At 59.6% G+C, this 20,546-nt stretch carries 25 protein-coding genes; 11 read left to right on the top strand and 14 right to left on the bottom strand.

Annotation, left to right across the window (positions count from 1 at the left end; translation table 11 throughout):
* The first annotated feature begins 110 nt into the window (after positions 1-110).
* Both ACTG1K_RS21415 and ACTG1K_RS21420 read left to right on the top strand, forming a co-directional pair.
* The gene (locus ACTG1K_RS21415; RefSeq protein ID WP_440006691.1) at positions 111-1,409 is read left to right on the top strand and encodes a LapD/MoxY N-terminal periplasmic domain-containing protein; all 1,299 of its coding nucleotides are present in this window, start codon (positions 111-113) and stop codon (positions 1,407-1,409) included.
* Positions 1,406-2,347, top strand: a complete 942-nt coding sequence (locus ACTG1K_RS21420; protein ID WP_323927760.1) for a TAXI family TRAP transporter solute-binding subunit — start codon at positions 1,406-1,408, stop codon at positions 2,345-2,347. The genes ACTG1K_RS21415 and ACTG1K_RS21420 overlap by 4 nt, the downstream gene beginning before the upstream one ends.
* Here ACTG1K_RS21420 and ACTG1K_RS21425 read toward each other — a convergent pair.
* The gene (locus tag ACTG1K_RS21425; RefSeq protein ID WP_042052461.1) at positions 2,342-3,016 is read right to left on the bottom strand and encodes a transglutaminase-like cysteine peptidase; all 675 of its coding nucleotides are present in this window, start codon (positions 3,014-3,016) and stop codon (positions 2,342-2,344) included. The genes ACTG1K_RS21420 and ACTG1K_RS21425 overlap by 6 nt on opposite strands.
* A 67-nt stretch (positions 3,017-3,083) precedes the next feature.
* Entirely contained in the window at positions 3,084-4,016 is a 933-nt protein-coding gene (znuA, locus tag ACTG1K_RS21430) for a zinc ABC transporter substrate-binding protein ZnuA (RefSeq protein WP_440006693.1), read from the bottom strand.
* A 93-nt stretch (positions 4,017-4,109) separates the two neighbouring features.
* On the opposite strand from znuA, the gene znuC reads away from it, so the two are divergent.
* Together znuC and znuB are read left to right on the top strand one after the other, a co-directional pair.
* Positions 4,110-4,886 carry a zinc ABC transporter ATP-binding protein ZnuC gene (gene znuC / locus ACTG1K_RS21435; protein ID WP_005363049.1) on the top strand — a complete coding sequence of 259 codons (777 nt, stop codon included), beginning with the start codon at positions 4,110-4,112 and terminating at the stop codon, positions 4,884-4,886.
* A gap of 21 nt (positions 4,887-4,907) precedes the next feature.
* Complete coding sequence (gene znuB / locus ACTG1K_RS21440; protein WP_204482477.1) at positions 4,908-5,687, top strand: zinc ABC transporter permease subunit ZnuB; 780 nt, start codon at positions 4,908-4,910, stop codon at positions 5,685-5,687.
* 9 nt (positions 5,688-5,696) lie between these two features.
* Here znuB and ACTG1K_RS21445 read toward each other — a convergent pair whose 3' ends face one another.
* A complete protein-coding gene (locus ACTG1K_RS21445; protein ID WP_005354865.1) occupies positions 5,697-6,587 on the bottom strand; it encodes a LysR substrate-binding domain-containing protein in 891 nt (296 codons plus the stop codon).
* A 91-nt stretch (positions 6,588-6,678) separates the two neighbouring features.
* Here ACTG1K_RS21445 and ACTG1K_RS21450 point away from each other — a divergent pair, with 91 nt between their 5' ends.
* A complete protein-coding gene (locus ACTG1K_RS21450) occupies positions 6,679-7,536 on the top strand; it encodes a DMT family transporter (RefSeq protein WP_440006695.1) in 858 nt (285 codons plus the stop codon).
* A gap of 3 nt (positions 7,537-7,539) precedes the next feature.
* On the opposite strand, the gene ACTG1K_RS21455 is transcribed toward ACTG1K_RS21450, so the two are convergent.
* Entirely contained in the window at positions 7,540-8,127 is a 588-nt protein-coding gene (locus ACTG1K_RS21455) for a uracil-DNA glycosylase family protein (protein ID WP_150996914.1), read from the bottom strand.
* Positions 8,128-8,226: 99 nt separating this feature from the next.
* On the opposite strand from ACTG1K_RS21455, the gene rarD reads away from it, so the two are divergent.
* Positions 8,227-9,117, top strand: coding sequence for an EamA family transporter RarD (rarD, locus tag ACTG1K_RS21460; protein ID WP_425856197.1), 891 nt, complete (start codon positions 8,227-8,229; stop codon positions 9,115-9,117).
* Here rarD and ACTG1K_RS21465 read toward each other — a convergent pair.
* Positions 9,099-9,833 carry a substrate-binding periplasmic protein gene (locus tag ACTG1K_RS21465; protein WP_108570731.1) on the bottom strand — a complete coding sequence of 245 codons (735 nt, stop codon included), beginning with the start codon at positions 9,831-9,833 and terminating at the stop codon, positions 9,099-9,101. The two genes, rarD and ACTG1K_RS21465, sit on opposite strands and share 19 nt — an antisense overlap.
* 44 nt (positions 9,834-9,877) lie before the next feature.
* Between ACTG1K_RS21465 and ACTG1K_RS21470 the strand changes: the two genes are divergently transcribed.
* Positions 9,878-10,222, top strand: coding sequence for a GIY-YIG nuclease family protein (locus ACTG1K_RS21470; protein ID WP_021231707.1), 345 nt, complete (start codon positions 9,878-9,880; stop codon positions 10,220-10,222).
* A gap of 90 nt (positions 10,223-10,312) precedes the next feature.
* On the opposite strand, the gene pspG is transcribed toward ACTG1K_RS21470, so the two are convergent.
* The 4 genes from pspG to dmeF form a co-directional block, all read right to left on the bottom strand.
* Positions 10,313-10,531 carry an envelope stress response protein PspG gene (gene pspG / locus ACTG1K_RS21475; RefSeq protein WP_005335871.1) on the bottom strand — a complete coding sequence of 73 codons (219 nt, stop codon included), beginning with the start codon at positions 10,529-10,531 and terminating at the stop codon, positions 10,313-10,315.
* A gap of 48 nt (positions 10,532-10,579) precedes the next feature.
* Positions 10,580-10,786 carry a PspC domain-containing protein gene (locus tag ACTG1K_RS21480; protein WP_005335873.1) on the bottom strand — a complete coding sequence of 69 codons (207 nt, stop codon included), beginning with the start codon at positions 10,784-10,786 and terminating at the stop codon, positions 10,580-10,582.
* Between the two features lie 2 nt (positions 10,787-10,788).
* Positions 10,789-11,451, bottom strand: a complete 663-nt coding sequence (gene pspA, locus ACTG1K_RS21485; protein ID WP_425856200.1) for a phage shock protein PspA — start codon at positions 11,449-11,451, stop codon at positions 10,789-10,791.
* A 210-nt stretch (positions 11,452-11,661) separates the two neighbouring features.
* Positions 11,662-12,618, bottom strand: coding sequence for a CDF family Co(II)/Ni(II) efflux transporter DmeF (dmeF, locus tag ACTG1K_RS21490; protein WP_440006699.1), 957 nt, complete (start codon positions 12,616-12,618; stop codon positions 11,662-11,664).
* 71 nt (positions 12,619-12,689) lie between these two features.
* Here dmeF and ACTG1K_RS21495 point away from each other — a divergent pair, with 71 nt between their 5' ends.
* On the top strand, positions 12,690-12,965 hold the full coding sequence (locus tag ACTG1K_RS21495; protein WP_113740073.1) for a metal/formaldehyde-sensitive transcriptional repressor: 276 nt from the start codon (positions 12,690-12,692) through the stop codon (positions 12,963-12,965).
* Positions 12,966-13,092: 127 nt separating this feature from the next.
* Positions 13,093-14,289, top strand: a complete 1,197-nt coding sequence (locus tag ACTG1K_RS21500) for an amino acid aminotransferase (RefSeq protein ID WP_440006701.1) — start codon at positions 13,093-13,095, stop codon at positions 14,287-14,289.
* Between the two features lie 36 nt (positions 14,290-14,325).
* Here ACTG1K_RS21500 and ACTG1K_RS21505 read toward each other — a convergent pair whose 3' ends face one another.
* Entirely contained in the window at positions 14,326-15,498 is a 1,173-nt protein-coding gene (locus tag ACTG1K_RS21505; protein WP_440005582.1) for an RNA-guided endonuclease TnpB family protein, read from the bottom strand.
* 51 nt (positions 15,499-15,549) lie between these two features.
* Between ACTG1K_RS21505 and tnpA the strand changes: the two genes are divergently transcribed.
* Positions 15,550-15,975: an IS200/IS605 family transposase gene (gene tnpA / locus ACTG1K_RS21510; protein ID WP_440005151.1), complete on the top strand. Its 426-nt coding sequence runs from the start codon at positions 15,550-15,552 to the stop codon at positions 15,973-15,975.
* Between the two features lie 228 nt (positions 15,976-16,203).
* Positions 16,204-17,136: a LysR family transcriptional regulator gene (locus ACTG1K_RS21515; protein WP_440006703.1), complete on the top strand. Its 933-nt coding sequence runs from the start codon at positions 16,204-16,206 to the stop codon at positions 17,134-17,136.
* Between the two features lie 63 nt (positions 17,137-17,199).
* On the opposite strand, the gene ACTG1K_RS21520 is transcribed toward ACTG1K_RS21515, so the two are convergent.
* From ACTG1K_RS21520 to ACTG1K_RS21535, 4 genes are all read right to left on the bottom strand, one after another.
* Positions 17,200-17,523, bottom strand: coding sequence for a DUF1820 family protein (locus ACTG1K_RS21520; RefSeq protein ID WP_107683826.1), 324 nt, complete (start codon positions 17,521-17,523; stop codon positions 17,200-17,202).
* Between the two features lie 138 nt (positions 17,524-17,661).
* Positions 17,662-18,549: a YjjW family glycine radical enzyme activase gene (locus ACTG1K_RS21525; RefSeq protein ID WP_162895406.1), complete on the bottom strand. Its 888-nt coding sequence runs from the start codon at positions 18,547-18,549 to the stop codon at positions 17,662-17,664.
* 11 nt (positions 18,550-18,560) lie between these two features.
* Positions 18,561-20,087 carry a YjjI family glycine radical enzyme gene (locus ACTG1K_RS21530; protein WP_440006706.1) on the bottom strand — a complete coding sequence of 509 codons (1,527 nt, stop codon included), beginning with the start codon at positions 20,085-20,087 and terminating at the stop codon, positions 18,561-18,563.
* Positions 20,088-20,209: 122 nt separating this feature from the next.
* Positions 20,210-20,545, bottom strand: a complete 336-nt coding sequence (locus ACTG1K_RS21535; protein ID WP_005340292.1) for an AzlD domain-containing protein — start codon at positions 20,543-20,545, stop codon at positions 20,210-20,212.
* Position 20,546 lies beyond the last annotated feature (1 nt).

Raw genomic sequence — 20,546 nt, forward strand, 5'->3', positions numbered from 1 at the left:
GCAGAAATGATCGTCTTTTTTAACCATTTTTTCCTATTTTTAAGAACCGGGTTGGATTCGATACTGAATAGAAACCTGGAATGTTGCGATAACTTTTCCATGGAGTGGATATGTCGTTAGCAAAACTGTTAATCAGAATAATTGTCGTCCTGTTCCTGATCGGTGCAGCGCTGCTGTTTGCACTGGAAGTCACGACAGTCCGCCAATCCATCCTCGACCAGATGTCAGCCAACCTGGAAACCGCCATCACCGCTCTCGGGCTGGTGCTGCAAGGAACCCTGCTTAATGACGACAATGTGCTGGCCGAGACCATCGTTAATGCCATGTTCGATGGCGGCTTCGTCAGCTCGGTCACCCTGATCGATCCCGATGGCCAATTGCTGTTTCAGAAGGTCTTCCACTCTACCCAGCAAAATGTCCCCGGCTGGCTTCCCTCGGTTATCGGCATGCCCCCCGTCAAAATTGAGCAAGAGTTGACCGATGGCTGGCGCATGCTGGGCACTCTGACCCTTGAGGGGCATAGCGGCTACGCCTATCAGCATCTGTGGAATGCCATCAGTCGCACCGGTCTGGCTCTGCTGGCGGGCCTCGTCGTATTTACCCTGATCATCTCCCTGGTGTGCAAACGCCTGCTGCAGCCCCTGGAGCAGATCAACCTGCAGCTGATCCGTATCCGCAAACACCAGTTCAACAGCACCCTGCCCACTCCCTGGTTGCAAGACCTCAAAGAAGTGGCACTTTCCATCAACCAATTGGTTTCCGAACGCAAACGGGATCTGCTGCAACAACGACTCAAAATCACCCAGCTGGGAAAACAGCTGCCACTGACGACCCCACAGCCGCTGCAAGGAGTGAGCCCACTGCCGGAAGGCGGGCAACTGCAAAAATTTGTCTCCACACAAGGGGAGATCGCGCTCTATCAGCGTTTCTTGCCCAGTCAGCCCCTCGGTGCCGACAGCGATCTCGCAACCATCCAGAGCGCCCTGCAACAGTGGCAGCACTCTCATATAGAAGGGGTCTTGCTGCCCCTCTCCCTGCTCAATCACCCGCAATGGTCCGAGATCGCCCCTCTGCTAAGCCAGGGTCGAGGAAAAACACTGGATTGGCTCTGGGATGTAGCCACATTCCCCGCCCACGGCCAGTCTACCTTGGCCGCGTTGCAGGAACAGGGGTGTGAGCTCGCCTTCAGCGCCATTCCCCTCAATGCGGATACCTTCAATCAACTTGACCCGCTCAATCCCATCTTTATCAGCTGTCAGCTGACCGATGCGCCGCTCTACTGGAATCTGCTCTCCCAAACCATGCATGCCGCCGGTTATACCCTGCTGGCAGAATCGGGAGAGTGTCGCGACATCGACAAACTGCGGACCTGGGGTATCGATGGTTATGCCAAGGAGGCGCAATCATGAAGAAGCTCGCCATGCTGTTGCCCCTGCTGTGGCAACCCGGCCTGATGGCTGAAACCGTCACTATCACCACCGGGGGTGAGCAGGGGATTTATCACCAGATAACCAAAGAGTTTTGCCGTCTGGCTCATGAGGTCGACGAGCAACTTGCGTGCACACTGCAGAGCTCATCGGGTTCAATAGAAAACCTGACGCGGCTGAAGAGTGGCGAGACCTCCTACGCCATGGTGCAGTCAGACTGGCTGTATCAGGCAAGCCAGGGCTTGGGCCCTTTTGCCACGCAGCCGCAACCTGAGCTGCGCGCCCTGTTTGCCACCCATGCCGAGCCCTTCACCATAGTGATCCGTGCCGATGGCGATATCACTTCACTGGAACAGCTCAAGCTCGCCCCCATCGACATGGGGTTGAAGAACTCGGGAACACGCCAGACGGCGCTGACCCTGTTCAACATCTTGGGAGCGAAAGAGCAGGATCTCGATCTGAAGAGCATGGCCAACCTGCCGGATGCACTCTGCAGCAAGCAGATCGACGCATTTGCACTGGTGATGGGACACCCTAACCGGATTGTGCTCGACACCGCCAAACGTTGCGCAGTCAGCTTCCTCCCCATCGATGGGGCCACCCGTGATCAGCTACTCAAGGGGGTCAAATATTACCAACGTAGTCAGGTGCCCGCCCGCATCTACCCCGGCAATCTGAAGGCGACCCCCACCTTTGCCATTGCCGCCACCCTGGTCACCAATGCCACCATGCCGGAAGAGTCTGTCTATCGTCTGACCAAGGCCATGCTGACCCAGCAGACCAAGTTCAATGAGCAGACTTATGGCTACGCCAATATGTTTCACCGGGCACGCAATAAAACCGGCCCAGTACTGAGTATTGAGCAGCATCCGGGCGCGGCTAAATATTTCGAGGAGCTGAAAGCGGCAGGCAAGCTATAGCTGACGACGGGGAGAGCGCAGTTGTTCGCTGGAGAAACGGGTCTTCATCGATGTCCACTGCGCCAGCCGATCGGCACTCCCCGCCAGCGTCCCTTCCCGCCGTGACTTCATGATCCAGATACTTTTGGCATCGAAGCTGTAGACGGGGATGAGATCGGTTCGCTTGCTGCCCGGCAGGATCCGGCTGTTGATGTTGTCGAGCACCAGTGGATCAGCCTTGGGCGTCGGAAAATAGAGAGTCACCATGTGGAACTGGTTGTAACGCACCGCCTTGACGTAGGCCAGCCGCAGTTTCTTCTCATCCACCCCCAGCTCCATCAGGGTGTAGTACTTGGAGATGCTGTAATCCTCGCAATCCCCACCCCGGGCACCGATGAACTCCAGCGGATTGGCCCAGTAATCCTCATCTCCCCAAAGCTTGGGGTCTTCACTGTAGGTGAGATTGTTGAAGTAGTTGTTCACCAGCTCTATCTTCTGCTGGTCGGTTGTACCCGCTCTGGGGGTGAGCAGGCGAGAGAATGCCTCGGCCCGCTGGATGGCCCGGCCACCATACACTTCCTGCAGCTTGGCCCGCAGATCCGGACTGGCAATATATTCGGAAAGACGCGAAGCCTGCACGCTGGCGCAACATAGCGCCAGAGTACAGGCCGGGATCAACAACCATTTCATACCGGACACTCCATGTCAGATGCTGGAGGTCAGTATAGTCCCTCCGGATGAGAGGCTCAGCAGGCGATCAGCGACACTGTGCGAATGCGTCTGCCAGTTGCTGCATGAATTGGGGATAACCATCCGGGCCGAGCGGTACCTGTTCACCCACCTCATCAAGCAACAGCACCTTGGCGCCAGTATTGCGTGCCACCGATTCGATCACAGCCGGTGAGAATTGCGGCTCGGCATAAATGCAGCTCGCCTGCTTCTCTTCCAGTGCCTTGCGAATATCCACCAGGGTCTTGGCGCCCGGGCGACGCTCAGGGCTCACGGTAAAGTGACCCTTTGAACTCATGCCGTAGTGGCGCTCCCAGTAGCCATACGCCTCGTGGAATACAAAGTACCCCTTCTCATTCACCGCCTTCATCTGGCCAGCAATCACCTTGTCTTTGGCATCCACCTTGGTATCAAATGCCGCGAGGTTGGCGTCATAGCGGGCCTGATTGGCCGGATCCAGCTTGCCCAATTCACTTGCGATCGCCTTGGCAATCACTTTGGCCTGTGTCGGGCCAAGCCAGATATGGGGATCGACCCCTTCGTGATGATGTCTCTCATGCCCTTCATCATGGTCACCGTGCTCGTGGGCAGCATGATCGTGATCATCATGGTCATGGGAATCGTGACTATCCTGAGTCGCGTAGTTGAACAGCGGCATCCCCTCAACCTGAGTCAAGGCCAGAGCATGGGAATGATTGGCCAGCGGCTTGGCCATAAACCCTTCCAGCTCGGGGCCAACCCACACCACCAGACCAGCACCGTTGATGCTGCGAATATCGGAGGGGCGCAGGGAGAAATCGTGGGGAGAGGCGCCGGTCGGCAACAATACCTTGGGCTCGCTCACCCCGTCAGTGATCGCTGCTGCGATGAAGCCTAGCGGCTTGATGGTGGTCAGTACCTCAATGGCACGAACAGGCAAACTCACCGCCAGCAGGGCAGTGAAAAGCGCAATAATTCTCATTGGTGAATCTCGTCAGGGGGTGAGTATGTGATAATATAACAGCCGCTTTTTGTTATATTATAACTCTCACTGGCTGTAAACCCCGGAGTTGTCATGAGCCAACTGGTAGAGCTGAAAGAGGTCTCTCTCTCGTTTGATGGACGCTCTGTGCTCGACAAGGTCTCCTTTACCCTCAATAAAGGCAAAATCACCACGCTCGTCGGCCCCAACGGGGCGGGCAAGAGCACCCTGAGCAAGCTGGTGCTGGGTCTGCTCACCCCGGACTCGGGCAAGATCACCCGCAGCCGCGATCTGAGAGTCGGCTATGTGCCACAGCGCCTCTATCTGGATCCCACCCTGCCGCTGACGGTGCGCCGCTTCCTGCAACTGGGCAAAAATAGCCGCCTCTCCATCGAGGAGGCGCTGACCCGGGTGGGCGCAGAGGGATTGCTGGAAAACCGGATGCAAAAACTCTCCGGCGGCGAGATGCAGCGCGTGCTGCTGGCTCGCGCCCTGCTGGTCAAGCCCGAGCTGCTGGTGCTGGACGAGCCGGTACAAGGGGTCGATATCACCGGCCAGATCGAGCTCTATGCCCTGATCGGCCAGCTCGCCGCCGAATTCAATTGCGCCGTGCTGATGGTCTCCCACGACCTGCATCTAGTGATGGCCAGCACCCACGAGGTGATCTGCCTCAATCGCCACGTCTGCTGTCATGGCGAGCCGGAAAGCGTGGCGCGCCACCCCGAATTTGCCCGCCTGTTCGGGCGACCGGAGCAGGAGGTGCTGGCGGTCTATACCCACCATCACCACTGCGACGGCGAACACCATCATCATGAACCGCAGGCTCCCGTCATCCGCCTGCCCTCTCGCAACAACGCTCACAGCAAATAGCGCAAGCAACAGGACATTCAAGTGGACAGCTTTCTGTTATACGCCCTCGCGGCCGGTCTCGGCATCGCCTTGCTGGCCGGCCCCCTCGGCAGCTTCGTGGTATGGCGCAAGATGGCCTACTTTGGCGACACCCTCTCCCACGCCTGCCTGTTCGGCATCGCGCTGGGCATCCTGCTGCAGGTCGATCTCACTCTGGCGGTAGTGGTCTGCTGCCTCGCCATGGCTATGCTGCTGGTGATCATGAGTCGCAACCAGCAGGTGGCGACCGATACCCTGCTCGGCATTCTGGCCCACAGCGCCCTGTCCCTCGGTCTGGTTACCTTGAGTTTTATGGATAACGTGCGGGTGGATCTGATGGCCTACCTGTTCGGCGACCTGCTCTCGGTACAACCGATGGATCTGCTCTGGATCTACGGCGGTGGCGCGCTGGTACTGCTCACCCTGTGGCGACTGTGGGATCCCCTGCTCTCCATGACCATCTCGGAAGAGCTGGCACGAGTAGAAGGGATCCGGGTCGATGTGCTGCGCTGCGTGCTTATGCTGCTGATTGGGCTGGTGATCGCCGTGGCGATGAAGTTTGTCGGGGCGCTGATCATCACCTCCCTGCTGATCATTCCCGCCGCCACCGCCCGCCGCTTTAGCCAGACGCCGGAGCAGATGGCTGGCTTTGCCGCGCTGATCGGCTGCCTCGCTGTGTTGGGTGGATTGACCCTCTCCTGGTATCAGGACACTCCGGCAGGCCCCTCGGTCGTCGTCTGCGCCACCAGCCTGTTTGTGCTGAGCCAGTTCAAGAGAACGTAACGACGCAGGCTAGAGCGGCATGCTCTGGCGTGTCTCCATCATCAGCCACTGGCGCAACCGACTGATGGCGGGCTCATGGGCCCGCGAACGCTTGCAGGTAAAGTAGAAGGCATCTCCCGTCTCCAGCTGGTGTACCGGCAAGGCCACCAGCTGGGGATCATCGGGCCGCAGCATGTAGTCATTCACGAACGCCACTCCCTGATCCCAGGCCGCTGCCTCCATCGCCAGCAACACATGGCTGAAGTGGTGCATCCTCGCCTCGTCCGGAATCACCAGCCCACCCGCCTTGGCCCAGCGCTGCCAATCCTCCCCCCTCGCCTTGTAGATGGACTGCACCGAGAGCAGCGGCAGCTGCCAGATGGCATCAGGCCACTCCCCGCTGACCTGCTGCAACAGACGGCGACTGCAGACCGGAAAGAGCCGCTCCTGATAGATAAGATCGTGACAATAGCCACGCCCGTGGGGTGAGACGGTGATAAAGCAGTCGGCCACCCGATCGGAGAGTTCGGGGTCTTCCGCCACCATCTCCAGACTCAAATCCAGCTCGGGGTAGAGCTGGCGCAATCCAGCCAACCGCGGGATCAGCCACTTCACCGCAAACGAGCTGTAGACCGCGAGCCGGACTCGCATCTCGCCACCACCACGCAGCTGTTCGCTGCTTTGGGCAATCTGGCTGAGCCCGGCGGCAATCCCTTCGAAGTAGCTCTCCCCCTGCGGCGTCAGCGAGAGCAGCCGACCCTGACGCAGCAGCAAGCGCTCACCCAGAAAATCCTCCAGCAGGCGGATCTGGTGGCTGACCGCACTCTGGCTGACGTTCAGTTCAAGGGCGGCACGGGAGAAGCTGAGCAGCCGGGCCACTACCTCGAAATATTGCACCGCACGCAGAGGAGGAAGCTTCATTATCTAAATATCTCATGAGTGGTCATTTTTTATCATTTTACTGGATATCAACCGGCACGCTACCCTCCGCTCATCTGAAGTGGGAGGTGGTATGAATGCAGTAGGGATCGGCATCCTTTATCTGGTGCTGGGCAATATGGTGGCGGTCTTTTCCGATGCGCTGGTCAAGGTGCTGGAACCGGATCAGCCCATCTTCCAGTTTGTCTTTTTCCGCCAGCTCTCGGCCGCCATTCTGCTGATGCCCTGGCTGCTCTGGTCATGGCGCCGCAATCCACCGGTGGCCATCAAGTGGCACCTGCTGCGGGCTCATATCTGGGCGGTCGGCGTCTGCCTGATGGTGGTGGCCCTCACCCGCTTGCCGCTCGCTACCGCCAATGCCCTATTCTATGCCGCCCCCCTGATGATGGTGCCGCTGGCGGTGTGGATGGCGGGGGAAGCGATCTCGCGCCAAAAGGTGCTGACTGCGGTTATCGGGTTTATCGGAGTGCTGATCGTGCTGCGCCCGACCGAAGTGAACTGGGCCGCACTGGCGGCGCTCGGGGTGGCTCTGTCGATGGCGCTCAACAATCTGCTGATCAAGCGGATCCCGCTCAAGCAGCCCATCGCCCAGACCCTTTTTTTCACCAACGTGCTGAGCATGCCCTTCATTCTGGCGCTGGCCTGGTGGGAAGGGGGCAACTGGCAGTGGCAGATGTGGTGGCCCGCCTTCGGCTCCTCGGCGCTGATCATCGTCTATGCGGGATTGTGCGTGGTGGCCTATCGCAAGGCGGAGGCGAGCAAGATCGCCTCGGCGGAGTACACCGGTCTGCTGATGGCCGTCGCCATTGGGGTGTGGCTGTTTGACGAGCAACCGGGCCTGCCGCTGCTGCTGGGCTGTATCTGCATCGTCCTGCCGCTCATCGCCATGGCCCGCAGCAAACCAAAACCGCTGGCCGAGCCAGCGGTCTAATACTCAGGGTCTCCCCAGAAGCGGGGCGACCCTTTGCTGCAGATGGGGGACGATCTCATCTTCGAACCAGGGATTCTTCCTGAGCCAGAGAGTATTGCGCGGGGAGGGATGCGGCAACGGCAACCAGCCGGGGCCATAGTCGGCCCAGCTGCGCACCGTGTCGGTGAGCGATCCCTTGGCCGCCCCCCGCAGGTAATGGGCTTGTGCATACTGGCCGATCAGCAGGGTCAGTTCGATATTGGGCAACAGCATCAATACCTTGTCGTGCCAGGTGGGCGCACATTCGGGGCGCGGCGGCAGATCGCCGGATTTTCCCCTGCCGGGATAGCAGAGCCCCATCGGCATGATGGCGATGCGGGATTGGTCGTAAAAGGTGGCCTTATCGACACCGAGCCAATGGCGCAGCCTGTCACCGGAAGGGTCATCCCACGGGATCCCGCTGGCATGCACCCGGGTGCCGGGCGCCTGACCGATGATCAGCAGGCGGGCACTCTCGGCCCCGCGGATCACCGGACGAGGCCCCAGCGGCAGATGAGCCTCGCACAGACGGCAGGCCCTGATTTGCTCAAACAACTTATCGATTCGCTGCATGACGTTGATAGTACCAGCATTTCCCTGTTTTCCCTCTTGTGGAAACAAGGCGCGCCCCCTACTATCGCCATGGGTGTTTAATTTAATAAACGGAAAATAATGAAAAACTGGCTAGGTACCGGCACCGCGACCCTCTCCTTCATCCTGTGGGGGATGCTGCCGCTCTATTATCAATTCATGCCCGAAGTCAACATGTGGGAGCTGATCTCCCACCGGGTGCTCTGGTCTGTGGTGCTGCTGGGTGCCCTGTTTCTGCTGCTTGGCCACCAGGTGCCCTGGGCACAACTGCGCAGCGAGCCGCGCCAGCTCGGCCTCATTCTGCTGGCGGGCCCCGTCATGTCGATCAGCTGGTGCATGTTTACCTGGTGCCTTACTACCGGGCAAGTGCTGACTACCAGCCTCGCCTTCTTTATGACCCCGCTGTTCAATATCGTATTCGCCGTGTTGTTCCTGAAAGAGCGGCTCACCCCGCAAAAGCATCTGGCAGTCGCCCTAGCACTGGCGGGGCTCGCCTACATGCTCTTCTGCTACGGCCAGCTCCCCTGGTTCTCCCTCATCATGGGGGCCAACTTCGCCTGCTATGGCCTTATCAAGAAGAAGATCCACTACGACACCGGCACCAGCCTCTATCTGGAAGCCATGGTGCAACTGCCCGTCGCGCTGATCATCATCGGCACGCTGGCGTGGTACGGGGAAGGGGCATTAGTGAACGGGGATTTGGCCGACAAGCTGCTGCTGATGGGCAGTGCGCCCGCCACCCTGCTGCCGGTGGGGCTGTTCTGCTACGCGGTGGCGAGAACCCGGATGAGCACTGTGGGGCTGCTGCAATATATCGAGCCCAGCCTCGCCTTCCTGCTCGCCATCTACTGGTTTGGTGAGGCGCCGGACCCCATCAAGGCGGTCGGTTTCGCCTTCGTCTGGGCAGGTCTGCTGGTGAGCCTGTTACCGCTGCACCGGCTCAAGCGCCGCCCTCAGGGCGTACCGCGATAGGACTCCAGCACTTTGTGCCAGCGGGGATCCCTGTCCATCTGCTCGGCGATGTCGTTGAGGGTGGCATGCAGCTCTGGGCGAGATTTGGGCAGCAGGATATGGCGGGTATAGCTGGATTGGGGGAAGGGCGAGATAAACAGCTTGCCCTGATAGTGCTGTGCGTCGATGAAAAAGCCCAGCGATGAACCACTCACCAGCGTCACATCGATGCGACCGCGCACCAGCAGCTCAAGATTGGTCTTCACCTTCTTGGCATCCTGACGCACCAGCTCGCCCCGTGCAGCGGCATCATCGATCCCCTGATAGCGGTAGCCCTCCACCCCGCCAAACACCAACCCCTTGAGGGAGTCTGGCCCGCGATAGGTGACCGGGTTATCGATGTTCGAGACCAGCTCGTTGGTGTCGCGCATCACCGGAAAGGTCCAGAGATAGCGCTCGCGATGGGGATCCCCCACCCAGGCGGGATTGACCCAGACCACCAGACCGTCAAAGTCGGGATCCGCCATCTCCAGCGCCAGTCGGGCGCGATTGACCAGCCAGAGCTCGATTCTGGGTTCACCCCCCAGCTTTTCATTGAGATACTTGACCAACTCGCGGCTCAGCCCTGCATCCACTCCGGTGTTGAAGGGGGGATGCTGATGGTAATCGTAGAGACGGATCGTCTCCCCCAGAGCCGGGACCGACAACAGTAACCACAACCAAAACCAGACTCTCATCGCACCTCCTTGAGCTGCCTCTGAGTTTGGCACAGAGAATTTGAATGAGAGAACCCGCGACCACCACTCCAGCGCCGCAACCTTCCGCCCCTTCCCGCTGGTCTGTCTATATGGTGCGTACCGCCACCGGCCTGCTCTATACCGGGATCAGCACGGATCCGCTGCGCCGTCTGCACCAGCACCAAAGTGGCAAGGGCGCTCGCGCCCTGCGCGGCAAGGGGCCACTGACGCTGGCGTGGCAACAGGAAGTCGGCGAGAAGGGGGCGGCCCTGCGCATCGAATACCGCCTCAAGCAGCAGCCAAAATCCTTCAAGGAGCAGCTGATCCACAGCCCGGCACTCTGGCAGAGCTGGAGCCCCCAGTGGTTACCCGCAGCCACCCAGCCTTGAGGACGACAGGCAAAAAAAGGCCACTCGATGAGTGGCCGGAAAGGGGAAATCAGGGAGCATCACACAACGTCTTGCACAACCTCAGGCGGGTTAGAGGTAGGTATTGGAACGCTTGCTGCGGTTACTGATCAGCCAGCAAACTGCCAGCACCAGCAACAACCAGGGGGCCAGCTTGATGATCAGAGCAAGCATGCCGCCCAGTGCCCCAAGCAGCACGAACAGGCCGCTCACCAGCAACATGGCTACCAGGGTAAAACCGGTCAGTGCCATGACCAGCAGCACCACCAGCAATATGAAAAATTCCAGCATAACTTGCTCCTTATCAGTACCTTCTCTGCCGGCTGATCAACCCTTCGGTCAATCCAGCCAGCGCTTCAATTCATAACGGGGCGGCATCACCAGCACCGCCAGCAGATAGGCTGCCAGTGCCAGCGGCGGCATCAGGATCAGGGCGAGCAGTGCCACCACCCGCACCGTGACTCTGGAGACCCCCAACCGCCTGGCAATACCGGCGCAGACCCCGGTCAGCTTGCGATGCACCAGATCCTTGGGCCAGGGGCTCATGATTACGCCTCCGCCTTCTGGCCTTTGAGGCGAGCCAGCTCGCGCTCGATCTCGTCATTGAGCTCCAGCTCGCGGAACTGTGCCTCCAGCGAGGGATTCTGCCCCAGGGTGGCCGCCTCCAGCTGAGCTTCCAGCTGATCGACCCGGCCCTGAAAACCGTCAAAGCGCGCCATCAGCTCATTCATGCGCTGGTTGTCCACCTGGGCGCGGGCACGAATGCGGCTGTGGGCGGTCTGCTCGCGCAAGGTCAGCAGTTTCTGCTTCTCGCGGGCCTCGGTCAGCTTGGCCGCCAGCCGTTCGCTATCGGCGGTGAGCTGGGCCAGCACCTCGGCCACCCGGGCCTTGTCCTGCTCCAGCTGTTCACATTTTTTGACCTCCGCCAGCTTCTCGGTCAGCGCGGCACGGGCCAGATCCTCACGTCCCTTCTGGATGGCGAGCTCGGCCTTGGCCGACCACTCCAGTATCTGCGCCTGCAACGCCTGCTGGTGACGCTCCAGCTGCTTCTGTTCGGCAATCACGCGGGCGGCCTGGGTACGCATTTCGACCTGCACCTGCTCCATCTCTTCGATCATCAGGCGCAGCATCTTCTCCGGCTCTTCACTCTTGTCGAGCAGGCTGTGCAGGTTGGCATTTATCACGTCGGTCAGGCGGCTGAATACGCTCATGGTCTGGCTCCTTGTTGATGGGATGGCTATCTCTTCCCATTGCATTACAAGAGCCGTGCCAAGAATAATTATTGTTGTTTTACATATAGATGGGAATTTACCGAGGAAATTCAAGAAGGGTTTGTTGGTCAAAATAGCCAACCAGGTGGTGATTTTTACCAACATAAATCTCTCACTAATGTTTGTGCTCAACATGAGCCCGATCATTACTTATTCGCTGGCGATCTCGATGGTCACATGCACCAGCTCTTCATGGATCGCCAGCCGCTCGCGGATCTGCTGCGCCGGTAGCGGATTGACCATCAGCAAAGAGAGCACGCAGGCATACTGCTGCTGCCCTACCCGCCAGACGTGAAGATCGCGGATATCAGTGCCCGGCAGCTCGGCGATGACCTCGCGGATCTCCGCCACCAGCGGGGTATCCATCTCGGCATCCAGCAGCACCCGACCGGAGTCGCGCAACAGGCCCCAAGCCCATACAGCAACCAGCCCTGCACCCACTATGCCCATCAGCGGATCCAGCCAGTCGGCCCCCCACAACATACCCCCAGTCAGCGCCAGAATCGCCAGCACGGAAGTGGCCGCATCCGCCAGCACGTGGATATAGGCGGCGCGCAGGTTGAGATCCTGATGGCCGTGGTGATCATCATGGTCATGATGATGATCGTGGTCGTGATGCTCATGACGGTGGTCATGCCCATGGTGATGGTGGCCGTGATCATCCTTGAGCAGCCAGGCACAGGCGAGGTTTACCAGCAACCCCACCAGCGCGATAGCGATCGCCTGTTGATAGTGGATCGGGCTGGGATCGAGCAGCCGGAACACAGACTCGAACAGCATCAACCCAGCCACTCCCACCAGCAAGAGAGCGCTGGTGAAGCCACCCAGCACCTCGATCTTCCAGGTGCCGAAGCTGAATCTGTGGTCGCGGGCGAAGTGGCGGGCGGCGCGGTAGGCTAGCACAGAGAGACCGAGCGCCAACGCGTGGGAGCTCATGTGCCAGCCATCGGCCAGCAGCGCCATGGAGTTGTAGAACCAGCCGCCGCCAATCTCCGCCACCATCATGATGACTGTGAGCAGCACGGCCCAGCGGGTCTTCTGTTCGGCCAGCGGACTGCCCTCGTGGATGACGGGTTGATGGCAGTGGGATTGAGCGAGGGATGACATGGATTTCTCCTGAGAGCGATGATGCAATATACTATACCCCAGTATAGTTTTATTGATCGAGAGGATCCGTCATGTCCCACACCATTCACGACAAAAAGAAGCTGCTGGCACGGGTGCGCCGCATCAAGGGACAGGCCGGTGCGCTGGAGAGCGCGCTGGAGCAGGAGAGCGACTGCACCGCAATTTTGCAGCAGATCGCCGCCATCCGCGGTGCCGTCAACGGCCTGATGCTGGAGGTGCTGGAGGGACATATGCGCGAGCATCTCGGCGCCGCCGATGTCACCCCGGCAGAGCGGCTGGAGGATCTGGATCAGGTGGTCAGCGTCCTGCGATCCTATTTGAAGTAAGCAGGATGGCGGCACCATCCCTTCAGGCTAGACCAGCGTCAGGCTTGAGCCACCGCCAGCTTTGCGCCATGATGTCCAGCCCGGCTGACCGCCGGTTTTACTGGACAGTCAATTTCAAGGATCCCCCATGTTTGAACACGTCGATGCCTATGCTGGCGACCCCATCCTGACGCTAGTCGAGACCTTCCACAAAGACACCCGCGAGCAGAAGGTGAACCTGGGGATTGGCCTCTATTACGACGAGCAGGGGCGCATTCCGCTGCTGCCGTCGGTGCAGCAGGCCGAAGCCCAGCGCGCCGCCGCCCCGGCGCCGCGCCCCTACCAGCCTATGGAAGGCGCCGCCAACTACCGCACCGCAGTGCAACATCTGCTGTTTGGTGCCGACCATGAAGCGGTCAAGGCGGGACGTATCGCCACTATCCAGACCATCGGTGGCTCCGGCGCGCTGAAGATCGGCGCCGATCTGCTCAAGCGCTACTTCCCGACCTCCGAGGTGTGGGTCAGCAATCCCACCTGGGACAACCACAAGGCGATGTTCGAGGGCGCCGGCATCAAGGTGCACGACTACCCCTACTACGATGCGGCCACCGGCGGCGTGCAGTTTGACGCCATGATCGACTGCCTGAGCACTCTGCCGGCGAAGAGCATCGTGCTGCTGCACCCCTGCTGCCACAACCCGACCGGAGTGGATCTCTCCCGCGCCCAGTGGGATCGGGTGATCGCGCTGGTGGTCGATAAGAACCTGATCCCCTTTATGGATATCGCCTATCAGGGCTTCGGTGACGGACTGGAAGAGGACGCCTACGCCATCCGCGCCATGGTAGCCGCCGGTGTCAGCTTCTTCGTCAGCAACTCGTTTTCCAAGAACCTCTCCTTCTACGGCGAGCGCTGTGGTGGCCTGTCGGTCATCTGCCAGGATGTCGAAGAGGCCAGCCGGGTGCTGGGCCAGATGAAGGCCACCGTGCGCCGCAACTACTCCAGCCCGCCCACCCACGGTGGCCAGATCACCGCGGCTGTGATGAGCCAGCCGGAGCTGCACGCCCTGTGGGTCGGCGAGGTGACCGAGATGCGCACCCGCATCAAGGCGATGCGCCAGAAGCTGTTCGAGGTGCTGAGCACCAAGGTGCCGGGCCGTGATTTCAGCTACTTCATCAACCAGCGCGGCATGTTCAGCTACACCGGCTTCACCCCGGAGCAGGTTGACAGACTGCGCGAAGAGTTCGCCGTCTATCTGGTGCGCTCCGGCCGCATGTGCGTGGCGGGCCTCAACAGCCGCAACGTCGACTATGTGGCCGACGCCATGGCGGCAGTGCTCAAGGGGTGACTGCTCCCCGCCGCAAGCGGCGAGGCTTCCCACTTCTTAGGCCGCTACTGCCGAATTGGCAGATTTACGCTGGCCTCCATGGGTAGAAACGACGTGTCCCGCCGCTTTTAATTCCAATATGCCTTGCTGTCGGATGTTCATGGCCGCGTTGATATCCCGGTCATGCTCCGCATTACATGCTGGGCAAGCCCAACTGCGCTGATGCAATGGCATTTCAGGCATCTTGTGCCCGCAGCAGCTGCACAGTTTCGAGCTGGCAAACCATTGGTCTAGCTTGACCACGTGTCTCCCCTGCGCCTCTGCTTTGTACTCCAGCTTCATGATAAATCCATGCCAGCCCGCATCTCCTATGGCTCTGGCTAGGTTGTGATTCTTCATCATGTTCGCTGATTTCAATGTCTCTACGATGACCGCTTGGTTTTCGTCAACCATCGTTCGGGAGAGTTTGTGCTGAAAATCGGCGCGGGCGTTGGCTACACGTTCGTGCAGGGCGGCCAGCTGTATCCGTGCCTTCGCTCGGTTGGCGCTGCCTCTTTTTTTGCGAGATAACGATTTTTGCTTGCGCCGCAGATTGCGGCTGGCATTGATAAGGTGACGCGGGTTGTCGATCTTCTTGCCGTTGGACGCGATGAGATAGTGAGACAGCCCCATGTCGCAGCCTGTCACATCTGTGATGAGTGTCGGCTTGGCGGGCGCTTCGCAGCCATCATCACTGAGAATTGACGCGTAGTATTTCCCTGTCGGGCCACGGCTGATCGTGATGCTAGAGATTGTTCCTTTGATGTCCCTGTGGAGCACTGCTTTGATCGGCGTCATCTTCGGTAGCTGGATAGCATCGGCCAGTACCTTCCCGTTGGGGTGGTAGCTCGATTGCCTGCCCCGTTTGCTCTTGAAAGTCGGCATCCGAGCCTTGAGCTTAGGGTTGAAAAAGTTGGCAAATGCTTTGTCCAGATTGATCACTGCCTGTTGCAAGGCGAGGGAATCGTACTCTTTGAGCCAGGCATATTTGCGCGATTTTTTTGCCACCGCTAGTAGCGGTTTCAAGTCACGCTTGGGCTTCAGGGATACACCACGGCGCTTGAACATGTGCCGTTGAATACGAAGAGCCTTGTTGTACGCAAACCGCACAGCTCCGAACTGGGCATTTAAAAATGCAGCCTGTTCGTTTGTTGGGTAAAGGCGTACTTTAGTAGCTCTTTTCACGGTCACTGCTCACTGATAAAGTTCAGGCACTATATGCTTTAATTCGAGACATTTCAAATGAGTGAGCACAACATTGATTTCACTGGCTATCTGCGCAAACGTCATTCCGTCAGCAAGCTGGTTGTGCATTTAATCTTCACCACAAAGTACCGCCGCAAACTGCTCGACGGCACCATGATCGAACAGATGCGCCACGCGTTTTTGTCCGCAGCCGAGAAGTTGGAGGTGGAGATTTTGGAGATGGATGGAGAAGCCGATCACGTTCATCTTCTCGTTGCTTATCCGCCCAAGCTGTCCATCAGCGTGCTGGTCAACAATTTGAAGTCAATCAGCAGCCGCCATGTGCGGATTTTGAATACGCATCTACGGAAACAGAGCAATAGTGGGATGCTGTGGTCACGCTCTTACTTTGCCTGTAGCGCAGGAGGGGCCACTATCGAAACGCTGAAGGCGTATGTGGCATCGCAGAAAACACCAGATTAGCTCCCCTTATATCCCCGCCCGATTGGGCGAGGGTTTACGGGGCATTTGCTAATCTGCATCAGCCCCGCTTTGGCGGGGCTTTTTTTGTCTGTTGCGTTCGCAGTCACCTCTTGAGGGGTCTGCTCACCCTCCCCCTGCTGTGAGAGAATGCCAGCAGGTCACGCTGTATCGTACTGATTCAGAGCCTGTCTTTTCATCCGCTTATCTTTATCCACTTCAGGAGCCACTATGGATCTGATCGCTCTCTCTCGGCTGGGAGGTCGCCATCTGGTCACCCTGCACCTGTTGCTCGACAACCAGAGCGTCACCCGCACCGCCGAGCGGCTCTGCACCACGCCTTCCACCGTCAGCAAGACCCTCAACCAGCTGCGGGATCTGCTGGGGGATCAACTGCTCTACCGCCAGGGCAACCAGCTACTGCTCACCCCCATGGCCGAGCGACTGGCGCCCACCCTGCACCGGCTGCTGGGGGAACTGAACGGCCTCACTCGCCAGAATGCCTTCAACCCGCAGCAGTGGCAGGGCAGCTTGCGGCTGGGATTGCGCGAGAGCGTGATGACCTGGCCGGTGGGCCCCATTCTGGGTCAGCTGATGAAAGAGGTGCCGGGCATGGTGCCGGAGATCTGGAACAAGGATGAGCAGGGACTGGAGGCGCTGGCAGCGGGCAAGCTCGACTTCGTGATCCTGCCCCATGACCAGAGCCAGCCGTTGCCGCGCCAGCCCGGGCTGGTGTGGGAGACCCTGCGGGAAGAAAAACTGGTCTGCCTGCTGCGCAAAGACCACCCCGCGCTGGCCAAACCCTGGGATCTCGATGCCTACCTGAGCTGGCGCCATATCGCCATCCGGGATCAGGAGCTGGCCAACCCCTTCTTCGAGCAGAGCCTGGCCCAACAGCAGGTGCGTCGCCAGATTGGCGCCACCCTGCCCGATTTTGCCAGCGCGGCGGCCCTGCTGCCCCAGACCGATCTGATCCTCACCGCCATTGGTGGCTGGGCGGCCTGCATGGCCAGTCAGCCGGATCTGGTGATGCGTCCGGCACCGTTCGATTACGGCAAGGTGAGTCACAGTCTGGTCTGGTATGGCCCGGCCGGTGATGGCTCGGCCCGTTACTGGTTCCGCCAGCGGATCCTGCAACTGGGTCGCGAATTGATTGAGCCCTGAGCCGGACGACAAGGAGAAGAGATTGATGTTTCACCGCGGTGAAACATCAACGGCAAGCAGGGACTAGGGACGTTTGGTATAGATGGGGCTGGGGAAGGAGGCGACGTTGCTGCCCAGATCCGTGATGCGGGCAGCCCCCTGCTTTTTCACCTGATCGATGCGCAGCACCTGATGCATGGGAATAAGGGTCTGGCGCACATCGGCAAATTCGCTCTTGAGCTTCTCGTGACTGGGATCGACGATAAGCGCCGTATGGTTATCCCAGACAAAGTCGGCAATCTCGATAAAACCGAACAGCAGGCCCTGATTGACTTCGCGCACATACACTTCGTAGCGCTCGCTGTGGCAAATAAACTGAACCCGATATAACGCCTTGCTTTCACTCATGATTATCTGTCATTGAGGGGTAAGAAGATGGCCATTATTCTAGCCGCCGTTCTCTCCCCCTCCAATAGACAGAAATCACAGTTGCGGCCTTTCCATGCCGCACCTCACGCGATGACGGTCACCGGATGACGCAGCCACTCAGCCCATCAAGGCAGGCAGTGAGACCGGCCCCAATCCCGCTGCACGCAAACGGCTGGCCAGCTGTTCCAGCTCGGTTTGATGAGCCTCTGGCCATTGCGCCGCCTCCCCCCGCACCCCGTGATGGCGAAAGCCGTTGAGGCGAATGGGCACAGGCCCAAGCTGCTGCAAAAAGGCGGCAAGATCTGCGCCAAGCTCACCATTCGCATCCAGAAAATCGCTCCTGCCCGGCACATGGAGCAGCCGCAGTTCGGTCAGCTTGCCGTGGCGTGCCAGCAGTTGCAGCGATGCCAGCACCCGCTCGCGACCATAGCCGGTCAGGGAGTGATGCACCGAGTCACGCCACCCCTTGAGATCGAGCATGGCGCCGTCGAGCACCGGCAATAGCCGCTGCCAGCCGGTTTCGGCCAGCGAGCCGTTGCTGTCGAGCAGGCAAGTGAGATGGGCCAGATCCGGCGCAGCCTTGATGGCGGTAAAGAGCGCAACCACGAAGGGAAGCTGGGTGGTCGCCTCGCCGCCGGAGACGGTAATCCCGCTCAGCAGTGGGCCGTAGCGGCGCAGCAGGGCCAACACGTAGGCCACCGTCATGGTGGCAGTCTTGGGATTGGCACTGCGCGGGCAGACATCCAGACAGGCGTCGCAGTCGGTACAGAGCATTGCCTGCCAATGAACCTTGCCTTCGCTCATGGATAGGGCGCCGCTCGGGCAGACCGCAAGGCAGTCACCGCAATCGTCGCACAGCCCGATAGTGTGGGGATTGTGACAACCGGGGCAGCTGAAGTTGCACCCTTGCAGAAACAGCACCAGCCGGTTGCCCGGCCCGTCGACACAGGAGAACGGCAGCACCCTGCTCACCAGGGCGCTGCGTGTTGGCAAGGCGTCAGCCATCAGGTTCGAGCTCAATACTCGCCGATGGTCGATTCGTGGGCGACCACCCGCGGTGCCCGCTGACGAATGGCGGTCACTTCACTCGCCTCGGCACCGAGACAGGTGGTCTGCAAGCGCGACCCTTCTTCTGCAAAGCGGGCCACGTCGCTCTTGCGGATCATGTAACCGGTCACCCGTACCAGATCGCTGTCGGCCACGTTGGCGGTGAACTCGCGCATACCGATAGCGAGCGCCCCTTTGCAGAGCTGCAGCAGTGCCTGCGGGTTCTGGCGGATGGTGGGATCCAGCGTCAGGATCTCGCTGATCCCCGAATGGTAATAAGTGTGGTGTGGCGCCAGCGCCAGCACATGGCTTGCCGGATCCGGCTCATGCCCGTAGGGAATGCGCACCCCGGGGGTAACAGCCACATCGATGCTGAGGCCACCTTGCGAATGCAACAAAGCGCGGCCACCCCAGGCATGGGTTTGCGGCGTCGCAGTGACATATTCCGAGAGCTGGGCCGAGATGCGATAGCCAAGCTGGTTCGCCTCCTCGTCATGGCCGTAGCGATCCGGAAGATTCTCTTTATCCATCAGGATATTGACCGCTTCCGCCATGCCGTAGATGCCGAACATGGGGACAAAGCGATCCTCATCCAGCAGCCCCTCTTTCACCAGGAAGCTGTCGAAGAAACCGGACTCATCGTGGAGGAACGCGGCCCGCGCTTCGATCAGCTGAGAGGCCAAGCGGCAGTAGTGGGGCAGCAGGCAGCCGAGGAAGTCGTCGATCCCCTGACACTGCTCGGCGACCCGCTTGAGGGAGATGCGCACCAGGGTATTGGCGCCACCGGCCTGCGGCAGGGCGTTGTAGCAGCTGACGATACCAAAACCACGAGTGTCGAAGGTATCGCGGTGGATCGGGTAGTTGGCGATGTGCGGCTTGCTGCACTCGGCGATGTTCTTCACCGCCTGCAGCAGCAGGCTGTCGGGGGTCTGCTCCGGATCGTGGAAGAAGGTGAGGTTCGGCGCCACCTGCTTGAGCTCGTTGTCGATGCGCAGGATCAGGCGGCAGATGCGGTTGTCATCCGGCCCGATGTTGACGTGCATGAAGGCGTCCGGCAGCACCCGATCCAGATAGACCCAGAACCCCTTCAGCTTGCGATAGAGGGTCTCGTCATCCAGTTCACCGACAAACGGCAACAGCAGATGGTCGAGCCGCCCCAGCCAGACCGGCATGCCGGTGACTGAGGGGACATGGTGATAGAGGATGCGCAGGGCGTTGAGCGCCTCGTCGAAATCCTGCGGCGCCGCCAGCTCCAGCCAGGCAGAGCCCTGAGTCAGAAATTTTTCATAGTCCGGCAGCACATAACGCGGCTTGTAGGGGGCATGCCCTTCGAACATGTCGCAGATAAATCCCTGCTCCATCGCCTCGGCGACTGCGGCAGGCAGGTCGGGGTAGGGCAACGCATTCTCGGCGGCCAGCGCCAGTGCGTGGCTCTTCTGGGCGGCGGAGAGATGGGGATCGCGCACGATACGCTGACAGGTTTCGATCAAAGACATGGGACACTCCTTCACGGACAGAGCCCATATCCTCACCATTTGCAGGCTTTTTTTGAAGTGACATTCATGACATGACGGATGTCGAATAATGACATCCATTACACAAGATCACAGCTCGCGCTTCACCAAGGTAAGAGCTCGGCTATACCTCCCAGCCAGCGCAGCAGAAAGAAGCCCCCCATTCCGCCCACCACCACAACCAGAGTCGGCAGCCGCAACAGGGTCAAGAGCATCACCCACAGGGTGGCGGTCAGGTAGTCAGGATCCCAGTCAAGACCTATCCCCGGCTCGTAGCTAAAGACGATGGGCAACCAGATGGCAGTCAGCACCGACTGGGCCGAGAAGCCGAGAAACGCCCCCATCTCAGCACCCGGCTGATATCGGGTCAACCGAGAAAAGAAAGCGAAGCGGTTGAAAAAGGTGATCAGGGCCAGCAGGCCAATCATCAGCCAGCTCACG

This window comes from Aeromonas sp. 102P (genome assembly GCF_051920345.1).
GTDB classification, from domain to species: domain Bacteria; phylum Pseudomonadota; class Gammaproteobacteria; order Enterobacterales; family Aeromonadaceae; genus Aeromonas; species Aeromonas veronii.